Raw genomic sequence first — 10,341 nt, 5'->3', positions numbered from 1 at the left:
CCGCCGCGCGCGCCCGCTCGCGCTCGAGGTCGGCGGGCTCGAGGAGCTCGCCCGGGCGGCGCGTGATGGGCTCCTGGCCCTTCAGGATCACCCGGCGCAGCTCCTCCGGGAACCCGCCGTGCGGCTGGCCGAGCATGCCCTTCGCGAGCCCGACCACCGACTCCGGGAAGGCGAGATCCTTGCCCTTCTCGGTGAAGAGGTCCTCGGGCTCGAGGCCGCTCTTCACGAGGAACATCGCCATGTCGCCGACGACCTTCGACGACGGCGTCACCTTGATGATGTCCCCGAAGAGCAGGTTCACCTTCCGGTACATGTCCTTGCACTCCTCCCACCGGTCGAGGAGGCCGAGCCCGGCCACCTGCGGCTTGAAGTTGGAGTACTGGCCGCCGGGGATCTCGTGGCGGTACACCTCGGCGGTCCCGCTGCGCAGCCCGGACTCGAACGGCGCGTACCACTCGCGCACCGTCTCCCAGTAGGCCGCGAGCTCCTGCAGCCCGTCCTCGTCGAGCGCCGGGTCCCGCTCCGCGCCGCGCAGCACCGCCGCGAGCGAGTTCAGGTTCGGCTGGGCGGTGAGGCCCGAGAGCGGGGCGAGCGCCGCGTCCACCACGTCGACGCCCGCGCGCGCCGCCTCGAGCAGGGTCGCGGCCGCGACGCCGGAGGTGTCGTGCGTGTGCAGGTGGACGGGGATGCCGACCGCCTCCTTGAGCGCCTTCACGAGCTTCGCCGCGGCGAAGGGCTTGAGGAGCCCGGCCATGTCCTTCACGGCGAGGAAGTGCGCGCCCATCCGCTCGAGCTCCTTCGCGAGCGCGACGTAGTAGTCGAGCGGGTACTTGTCACGGCGCGGGTCGGTGATGTCGCCCGTGTAGCAGAGCGCTGCCTCGAGCACGGCGTTCTTCTGCCGGCGCACCGCCTCGCAGGCGACCGTCATCCCCTTCGTCCAGTTGAGGGAGTCGAACACCCGGAAGACGTCCACCCCGCTCTTCGACGCCTCCTCCACGAACCGCTCGACCACGTTGTCCGGGTAGTTGGTGTAGCCGACCGCGTTCGAGCCGCGGAGGAGCATCTGGAAGAGGACGTTCGGGATCGCGGCGCGCAGCTTGTGGAGCCGGTCCCACGGATCCTCCTTGAGGAACCGCATCGACACGTCGAACGTCGCGCCGCCCCACAGCTCGAGCGAGAAGAGGCCGGCGGCGAGCCGCGCGGTGGCCGGGGCGATGCGCACGAGGTCGCCGGTGCGGACCCGGGTCGCGAGCAGCGACTGGTGCGCGTCGCGCATGGTCGTGTCCGTGAAGAGGAGCCGCTTCTCCTCGAGCGCCCAGCGCGCGAGCCCCTCGGGCCCGCGCTCGAGGAGGAGGTCGCGCGTGCCCCGGGGCGGCGCGCTCGTCACGTCCACCCTGGGGAGGCGCGGCTCGCGCAGCTCCGCCGAGCGGAGCGGCTTCGCGACGCCGGGCGAGCCGTTGACGACGACCTCGCTCAGGTAGCGGAGGAGCTTCGTGCCGCGGTCCTTCTTCACCGGGGCCTGCATGAGCTCCGGGTGCCCCTCGATGAAGGACGTGTCGCAGTCGCCGGCGAGGAACACCGGGTGGCGCGCCACGTTCTCCAGGAACGAGATGTTGGTCTTCACCCCTCGTACGCGGAACTCCTGGAGCGAGCGGTCCATCACGCGCGCCGCCGCGCCGAGCGTGAGCCCCCAGGTCGTGATCTTCACGAGCAGCGAGTCGTAGTGCGGGGTGATCACGGCGCCGGTGAAGGCGCTGCCCGCGTCGAGGCGCACGCCGAACCCGCCCGGCGAGCGGTACGCCTTCAGCACCCCGTAGTCCGGCGCGAAGCCGTTCTGCGGATCCTCGGTGGTGATGCGGCACTGGATGGCGAAGCCGCGGCGTTGCACGTCCTCCTGGCGCGCGATGCCGATCTCGGGGTCGGAGAGCCGCTTGCCCTGGGCGACGAGGAGCTGCGCCTGGACGAGGTTCCGGCCGGTGATGCTCTCGGTGACCGTGTGCTCCACCTGGATGCGCGGGTTCACCTCGATGAAGTAGTGGCGCCCCTCGCGGTCCACGAGGAACTCCACCGTGCCGGCGTTCCGGTACGCGACGCTGCGCGCGATCTTGAGCGCGTCCTCGCAGATCGTCGCGCGCTGCGCCTCGGAGAGCGAGAGCGAGGGCGCGAACTCGACGACCTTCTGGTGGCGGCGCTGGATCGAGCAGTCGCGCTCGAAGAGGTGGACGAGGTTCCCGTGGTGGTCGCCGAGGATCTGCACCTCGATGTGCTTGGGCCGCTCGATGTACCGCTCGAGGAAGACCGCCGGGTTCCCGAACGCCGCGCCCGCCTCGCTCCGCGCCGAGACGAGCCCCTCGACGAGCTCGCGCTGGTTGCGCGCGACGCGCATGCCGCGCCCGCCGCCGCCGGCGCTCGCCTTGATGATGATCGGGTAGCCGTGCTCGCGCGCGAAGACGAGGGCCTCCTCGTCGTGCTGGATCGGCTCGGCGGTGCCGGGCACCACCGGCACGCCGGCCGCCTGCGCCGCCTTGCGGCCGGCCACCTTGTCGCCGAGCCGGCGCTGCATCTCGGGCGTCGGCCCGACGAAGACGATGCCGGCGCGCCCGCACGCCTCCGCGAACTCGGCGTTCTCTGAGAGGAAGCCGTAGCCGGGGTGGATGGCGTCCACCTCGAGCCGCTTCGCGAGCGCGACGATCTCCTCGATGCCGAGGTACGCGTCGATGGGCTTCTTGCCCTTGCCGACGAGGTACGCCTCGTCCGCCTTGTAGCGGTGCAGCGAGAGCCGGTCCTCCTCCGAGTAGATCGCGATGGTCTGGATCCCGAGCTCGGTGCAGGCGCGGAAGATGCGGATGGCGATCTCGCCGCGGTTCGCGGCCATGACTCTCTTGAACGGGACGGGCATTGCGGCTCCTCGAAGCGAACGGTGGACGCCCACCCGTCGCGGCGGCGCGGGCGTCGGGGTCTCGGGTGTCGTTCGCTGCTGGCCGCCCGGGCCTGCTGGAGCAGGCGCGGTTGCGAGGAGGATCAAGTCGGGCTTGGCGAGCCTCGGCTCGGTCCAGCGCGTCCTACGTGCGGCAATGGAGCACACTTCGACGCGATGTGTCGAGGGGTCCGGAGCCCGGGCGGACGTGATTCTGGAATCGGGAGGTCGGGGTCGGGGTCGGGGTCGGGGTCGGGGTCGAGGTCGAGGTCGGGGTCGGGGTCGGGGTCGAGGTCGAGGTCGGGGTCGAGGTCGGGGTCGAGGTCGGGGTCCCGACCGGACGTCGTCGCTCCCCTCCCCTCACTTCCCCGCGCCAGCCGCTTGCGCGGGGGCGACCGCGGGCTTGTCCTCCGCCGCCTTCACCACCTGCCCCGGCGCGGGCGCGGCGACGGCGGTGCCGGCCTCGATCACCGGGCTCGTAGGCTGCCCCGCGGGCGCCGCCGTGGCAGGCGGGACGCACTCCGGGGCCTTGGCTGCGACGACCGGCTTCTGCGCGCGAGCGCGCTTCGCGGGCGTGGCCGTCGCGGGCTGCGAGGGCGCGCAGGCGAGGACCGTGGGCGGCGCGGGGGCGGCCCACGGCGTCGCGTTCGCGAACGCCACGGGCGCCGGCTGCGGGCTCGTGCTCTCCGACCGCTCCTTGCTGTCCAGCTGCGCGCGCCCGTCGCTCGAGGCGGTGGCGGTCGCGGTCGCGGGCGGGGACGCCTTCTTCGCGGCCTCGCCGAGCGCCGCGGCGAGCTGCTCGTGGCTCGCGTACAGCCGGTCGTGCTCGAGCTCGGAGCGCTTGCGCAGCGAGTCCCGGTCGCCGGCCACGTCGGCGAGCCGCTCCTTCGCGCCCGAGAGCCGGTCGTTCGCGGCGTCGAGCTTCTGCTTCAGCGCCTCGTTCTCGGCGAAGCCAGCGCGCGCGGCGTCGCTCGTGCACGCCGCGAGCACGTTCGTCTCGCGGTCCGCCGGCATCGGCTCACCGCGGCTCCACGCCGCGAGCGCCCGCATCTGCCAGCGGTAGTCCTCGCGGGCGACGCACTCCTGGACGAGGCGGGTGAGGCGGTCGTCGGACCAGGGCGAGGCGGTCCGCGCGCAGGGCCCGACCTCCTCCCGTACCTGGCCGAAGATCTTGTGGGTGCTGCGCACCCAGCAGCCGTCCCGCTGCGCCACCTTGACCGACGTGCACCCGCTCACCGCCGCGACGAGCACGATCGCTCCCAGAGCCCTCATGTGCGCCCCCCTCGTCCGACCCAGCCGGCAGCCGGCGATCATCTTAGGGAGCCGCCGGAAGCCCGGGCAGCGCTCGGACTCCGCGTGAGACGCGACGTGCCCCACCGCGGACGCGCAGACGCCGCGGGAGGGGAATTGTCGGCGCTGCTGCGGAGGCAGCGCCGCGCCATCGCCGCCCCGAGGAGCGGCCATGCCGCCGGCCGCTAGGCGCTCCGCCTGGCGAGGTAGCGGCCGAGCTCGAGGTCGGACTGGCCCACGTGCGTCTCCAGCCACTCCGCCAGCCACCGGCCGACGCGGAACGGCACGGCGCCCTGGCCGCGCGCGAGCTCGCCCGCGATCTGGGCGAGGTCCGCCACGAAGCGATCGTGCTCGGCCTTGTGCCGCACGAACCCGGGGTAGCGGGTCTCGCGCATCCAGGTCTCCTCGAGCCCGAAGTGCGTGACGGCGTGGCCGTGGAGGTACTGGACGAGCTCGACGACGTCGGCGCGCTCGCCCGCGTCGAGCGCGTCGACGACGCGGGCGGCGCGGAGGAACAGCTCCTGGTGCTGCGCGTCGATCTCGGAGACGCCGACGGCGAGGGCGTGAGTCCACTGGATGGCCATTCGTGGTGTTCCTCGTTCCTGTCTCTTTCCCCGCCGGGCGCGAGATTCCCCTGAAGGCGGGAGCCTCGCCAGCCCGCGGACAGGGGACGGGGCGACGGGCGTCGGAAAACCTGCTACCTTGGGGTGCTTCACATGCAGCACCCCATCCTCGAAGCCGCGCTCGCCCCCTCTCCCGCAGTCCGGGAGATCCCCTTCAACTACACGTCCGCCGACGACCGGGCGGCGATCTCCCAGCTCCTCGGCCCGGAGCTGTGGGCGAGGCTCGAGGAGCTCCGCAGCCTCCGCGTCACCGGGCGCAGCGCGCGCCTGCTGATGCGGTTCTTCGGCGAGCTGCTCATCCACCGGCGGAACGCGTTCCTCTTCCAGGAGCTCGTGGACTCGGGGACGCGCCGGCGCCGGTTCTTCCGCAACATCGAGAAGGACCTCGGCATCGTCGGGCGGAACGCCAACGGGGAGCCGCGGGTGGCGGAGGTGCTCGGCGCCTGCCGGAAGCTGCTCGCCGAGTTCCGCGCGGACGTCGAGGGCGCGGGCGACCTGCGCGGCCGCATGGTGCGGATGCTCGGCGCGGTGGTCGGCAAGGACAACGTCCTCTTCGATCCGTTCACGCTCGTCTCGCACGCGACCGACGCGACCGACTGGCGCCTCCACCTCCCGGTCGCCGTCGTGATGCCCGACGACGAGCGGCAGGTCGCGCCGCTCCTCGCCGCCATCGCCGGGCTCGGCCTCAAGGCGATCCCGCGCGGCGCCGGCACCGGCCTCACCGGCGGCGCGGTCCCGCTCCGGCCCGGCTGCGTCGTCGTGAACACCGAGAAGCTGAACCGCATCCGCGGCGTGTCGGAGCGGTCCTTCCGGCTCGGCGACGGCCGCGAGGCGGTCGCGAAGGTGGTCGAGCTCGAGGCGGGGGTCGTCACCGAGCGCGCGATGGAGCACGCCGCCGAGCGCGGCCTCGTGTTCGCGACGGACCCGACGAGCGCGTGGGCCTGCACCATCGGCGGCAACATCGCGGAGAACGCCGGCGGCAAGGACTGCGTCCTGTGGGGCACCTGCATCGACAACCTGGTGTCGTGGCGGATCGCGATGCCCTCCGGCCGCCAGTGGACGGTGCGGCGCGTCGATCACCGGCTGCGCAAGATCCTGCCCGAGGACCCGGTAACGTTCGACGTCCTCGAGGACGACGGCCGCCTGGTGAAGCGGATCGCCCTCACCGGCGCCGAGATCCGCAAGAAGGGGCTCTGGAAGGACATCACCAACAAGGCGCTCGGCGGCGTCCCCGGCCTGCAGAAGGAGGGCACCGACGGCGTCATCACCTCCGCCGAGTTCGTCCTCTACCGCGAGTACGAGGCCAAGCGGACGCTGTGCCTCGAGTTCTTCGGGCCCGACTTCGACGAGGCCTCGCGCGTCATCCTCCAGCTCGCCCGGGCGTTCCCCTTCCCCGACGGCGGCAAGGAGGCCCTCTCCGCGCTGGAGCACTTCGACGACGAGTACGTCCGCGCCATCGACTACAAGGTGAAGGCGCCGCGCCCGGAGACGCCGAAGGCGGTGCTGCTCGTGGACGTGGTCGGCCACTCGGCCGAGGAGGCCGCGCGCGGGGTGGACCGGATGCGGCGCATCCTCGACGAGCACCCGAACACCGAGCTCTTCGAGGCGCGCGACGCGGCGGAGGCGAAGCGCTTCTGGGCCGACCGCAAGAAGCTCGGCGCCATCGCCCGCCGGACGAACGCCTTCAAGATGAACGAGGACGTCGTCCTCCCGCTCGAGGCGCTCGCCGAGTTCGCCCGCTTCATCGAGGCCACGAACGTCGAGGAGGAGCGGCACGCGCAGGGGCGGTTCGTGGAGCGCGCGGAGGAGATCCTGCGCCTCGCCCCGCCACCCAAGGACGACCCCGAGTGGCTCGCGCGAAAGATCCCGGCCGCGCTCGCGCGCTGCGCCGCGGCGCGGCCGGCGCTCGCCGGCGCTGACGCGCGCGCGCTCCGCGCGCTCGAGCCGATCGAGGCGCTCCGGCGCGATCTCGCCCAGCTCGTCCGCGGCTACGCCGGGCTCCTCGCCACGCTCGACAAGGCGCACCGCGAGGTGCGCGACCGGCTCGTCGTGCTCGCGACCCACATGCACGCCGGCGACGGCAACGTGCACGTGAACGTGCCGGTGCTCTCGAACGACCGGCCGATGCTCCGCCGCGCCGAGGAGGTCATCGACGCCGTGATGGCCCGGGTGATCGCGCTCGGCGGCGTCGTCTCCGGCGAGCACGGCATCGGCGTCACGAAGCTCAAGTACCTCGAGCCCGAGCGCATCCGGGAGCTCGCCGCCCACCGCCGCGAGGTCGATCCGGGCGGGCTCATGAACCCCGGCAAGCTCGAGGACCTCGACGTCCTCGACCAGGTGTTCACGCCCTCCTTCAACCTCCTCGAGCTCGAGGCGCGCATCCTCCAGCACGGGCAGCTCGAGGCGCTCGCGAAGGCCATCGCGCACTGCGTCCGCTGCGGCAAGTGCAAGGCGGACTGCTGCGTCTACCACCCCGCGCGCGGGATGTTCTTCCACCCCCGCAACAAGAACCTCGCCATCGGCGCGCTCATCGAGGCGCTCCTCTACGACGCGCAGCGCGAGCGCTCGACGCAGTTCGAGCTCCTCCGCTGGCTCGAGGAGGTGGCGGACCACTGCACCATCTGCCACAAGTGCGCGAAGCCCTGCCCGGTGGACATCGACTCGGGCGAGGTGTCGGTCCTCGAGCGCGAGATCCTCGCGAGCTGGGGCTACAAGCGCACCACCGCGGCGACGGCCGCGACGCTCGCCTACCTCGACAGCCGCTCGCCGGCCGCGAACGCCGCGTTCCACGGCGGCTTCGTGCGGCTCGGCGGCGCGGTCCAGCGCGCCGCCTGCGCCATCGCCGCGCCGCTCCAGCCCGCCGACGCGCGCCGCGCCCCGTACGCCCTCCAGGTGCTCCGCTCGCCGGTGCCCCCGATCCCCGCCGAGACGCTCCGCGACGTGCTCCCGCCCTGCGAGCAGGACCAGGTGCTCGTGCTCGAGCCGGAGGACGGGGACGCGAAGCGGAGCGTCTTCTACTTCCCGGGCTGCGGCTCGGAGCGGCTGTACTCGCACGTCTCCATGGCGGCGCTCCACGTGCTGGTCTCGCTCGGCGTGCGGGTCGTCGTCCCGCCGCCGTTCCTGTGCTGCGGCTTCCCCGCCCACGCGAACGCGAAGGCGGAGCAGCACTCCCGGACCGTGCTGCGCGACACCATCCTCTTCAGCCAGATCCGCGAGATGTTCAGCTACCTCGCCTTCGACGGCTGCGTGGTCACCTGCGGCACCTGCCGCGAGGGGCTCGAGGCCATGGAGGCGGAGAAGCTCTTCGGCGGGCGCATCGTCGACGTCGCGCGCTACGCCGCCGAGCGCGGGCTCTCGCTCTCGGCGGCCGCGCCGGGTGCGGCGCCGGTCCTCTACCACGCGCCCTGCCACGACTCGCTCGACGGCGAGGCGGGCGCGGTCCTGGGGCGCATCGGCGGGTTCGGCAAGCTCGAGGCGGTGCCGCACTGCTGCTCGGAGGCGGGGACGCTCGCCCTCTCCAGGCCCGACATCACGGACGCCATGCTCCACCGCAAGCGCGAGGCGATCGCCGAGGCGCTCGACGGCCGGCCGCGAGGCGCGGTGGTGCTGACGAACTGCCCCTCCTGCGTGCAGGGCCTCGGGCGCAACGCGGCGCTCGGCGTCGAGCCGAAGCACCTCGCCGTCGCGCTCGCCGAGCGGCTCTCCGGAGCGGAGTGGCGCGAGAAGTTCCGCGCGCAGGCCGCGCGAGCCGCGGCCGTGCACTTCTAGACGGGGGCTGCGCCCCCGCCCCGCCGAGCGAAGCTCGTCGGGGCCCCACCCCTGCTCGGCGGGGCCCGTGAACGGTCGCGCCCGCTGCGCGGGTTCGCGACCGTTCCCCGCCGGGAGGGACTGCGTCCCTCCCCGTCGCTTCGCGACGGGGCCCCTCCCTGCTGAGCGCGTGCGGACCGGCGCGGCGCCCACCCCTGCTCGGCGGGGCCCGTGAACGGTCGCGCCCGCTGCGCGGGTTCGCGACCGTTCCCCGCCGGGAGGGACTGCGTCCCTCCCTGCGAGTGCGGCGCGCTGCCGCATCGCCTTCGGCCGGAGACGGCCGGGGCGGCGTGCGCCCGCCCCCGGACGCACCTTCCGTCCGACACGTACGCTGCGTCCGTGGCGAGGGACGGCGCCGGTCCGGCATGCTCTCGCGCTTCACAGGGGCAGAGGGATCGCGCCCAAAACCCAAGGAGCAGTCAGATGGTCATGAAGGACGAGAAGCTGGAGACGATCTACCAGGACGTGCTGCGCCGCAACCCGGGCGAGGTGGAGTTCCACCAGGCAGCGCGGGAGGTCCTCGAGTCGGTCGGCCCGGTCCTGGCGAAGTACCCCGAGTTCCGCGAGCGCAAGATCATCGAGCGGATCATCGAGCCCGAGCGGCAGATCATCTTCCGCGTGCCGTGGCAGGACGACAAGGGCGAGGTCCACGTCAACCGCGGGTTCCGCGTCCAGTACAACAGCGCGCTCGGCCCGTACAAGGGCGGGCTCCGCTTCCACCCGTCGGTCTACCTCGGGATCATCAAGTTCCTGGGGTTCGAGCAGATCTTCAAGAACGCGCTCACCGGCCTGCCCATCGGCGGCGGCAAGGGCGGCTCGGACTTCGATCCGAAGGGCAAGTCGGACGACGAGATCATGCGCTTCTGCCAGAGCTTCATGACCGAGCTCTGGCGCTACATCGGCGAGCACACCGACGTCCCCGCCGGCGACATCGGCGTGGGCGGCCGCGAGATCGGCTACCTGTACGGGCAGTTCAAGCGGCTCACCTCGAGGTACGAGGCGGGCGTCCTCACCGGCAAGGGGCTCGACTACGGCGGCTCGCTCGTGCGCACTGAGGCGACGGGCTACGGCGCCACCTTCTTCGTCGAGGAGATGCTCAAGGTCCGCAAGGACTCGTTCGACGGCAAGCGCTGCGTCGTCTCCGGCTCCGGCAACGTCGCGATCTACACGGTCGAGAAGATCCACCAGCTCGGCGGCAAGGTCGTCGCCTGCTCCGACTCGAACGGCTACATCTTCGACGAGAAGGGCATCGACCTCGAGCTCGTGAAGCAGCTCAAGGAGCGCGAGCGCCGGCGCATCAAGGACTACGTCGAGTACCGCAAGCACGCGCGCTACGTGGACGGCGGCAACATCTGGGAGATCCCCTGCCAGGTGGCGATGCCGTCCGCGACGCAGAACGAGATCAACGGCAAGGACGCCGCCCTGCTCGTCAAGAACGGCTGCATCGCCGTCGGCGAGGGCGCGAACATGCCGACCACGCCGGAGGGCATCCAGGTGTTCCTCCAGGCCGGCATCGCCTACGGCCCGGGCAAGGCCGCGAACGCGGGCGGCGTCGCCACCTCCGCGCTCGAGATGCAGCAGAACGCGTCCCGCGACTCGTGGACCTTCGAGTACACGGAGAAGCGGCTCGCCAACATCATGAAGAACATCCACCAGACCTGCTTCGAGACGGCCGAGGAGTTCGGCGCCAAGGGCAACTACGTC

5 protein-coding genes are annotated in these 10,341 nt (G+C 72.4%); 2 read left to right on the top strand and 3 right to left on the bottom strand.

All coding sequences use genetic code 11. The annotated features are described in order from the left end of the window. The 3 genes from MNY62_RS06760 to MNY62_RS06750 all read right to left on the bottom strand — a co-directional run. Nucleotides 1–2,875 (bottom strand): pyruvate carboxylase (locus tag MNY62_RS06760; RefSeq protein ID WP_242343348.1); only part of this gene is annotated, 2,875 nt, incomplete at its 3' end. A gap of 402 nt (nucleotides 2,876–3,277) precedes the next feature. After that, nucleotides 3,278–4,189 (bottom strand): hypothetical protein, encoded by a 912-nt coding sequence (locus MNY62_RS06755; protein WP_242342580.1) that lies wholly within the window; start codon nucleotides 4,187–4,189, stop codon nucleotides 3,278–3,280. 203 nt (nucleotides 4,190–4,392) lie between these two features. Beyond that, nucleotides 4,393–4,791 carry a bacteriohemerythrin gene (locus MNY62_RS06750; protein WP_242342581.1) on the bottom strand — a complete coding sequence of 133 codons (399 nt, stop codon included), beginning with the start codon at nucleotides 4,789–4,791 and terminating at the stop codon, nucleotides 4,393–4,395. Between the two features lie 132 nt (nucleotides 4,792–4,923). On the opposite strand from MNY62_RS06750, the gene MNY62_RS06745 reads away from it, so the two are divergent. Both MNY62_RS06745 and gdhA read left to right on the top strand, forming a co-directional pair. Beyond that, nucleotides 4,924–8,598 (top strand): DUF3683 domain-containing protein, encoded by a 3,675-nt coding sequence (locus tag MNY62_RS06745; protein WP_242342582.1) that lies wholly within the window; start codon nucleotides 4,924–4,926, stop codon nucleotides 8,596–8,598. A 462-nt stretch (nucleotides 8,599–9,060) separates the two neighbouring features. Then, on the top strand, nucleotides 9,061–10,341 hold a 1,281-nt coding region (gdhA, locus tag MNY62_RS06740), incomplete at its 3' end, for an NADP-specific glutamate dehydrogenase (RefSeq protein WP_242343347.1).

This window comes from Anaeromyxobacter terrae, from assembly GCF_022690685.1.
GTDB classification, from domain to species: Bacteria; Myxococcota; Myxococcia; order Myxococcales; family Anaeromyxobacteraceae; genus Anaeromyxobacter; species Anaeromyxobacter terrae.
The sequence above is the reverse complement of the archived record's forward strand: the minus strand, read 5'-3'. Positions and strand labels throughout refer to the sequence as shown.

What these genes read in the sequence shown, in the direction of transcription:
- MNY62_RS06750 (WP_242342581.1), bottom strand. Translation starts at nt 4,791, where the DNA reads ATGGCCATCCAGTGGACTCACGCCCTCGCCGTCGGCGTCTCCGAGATC.
- MNY62_RS06745 (WP_242342582.1), top strand. Translation starts at nt 4,924, where the DNA reads ATGCAGCACCCCATCCTCGAAGCCGCGCTCGCCCCCTCTCCCGCAGTC.
- MNY62_RS06755 (WP_242342580.1), bottom strand. Translation starts at nt 4,189, where the DNA reads ATGAGGGCTCTGGGAGCGATCGTGCTCGTCGCGGCGGTGAGCGGGTGC.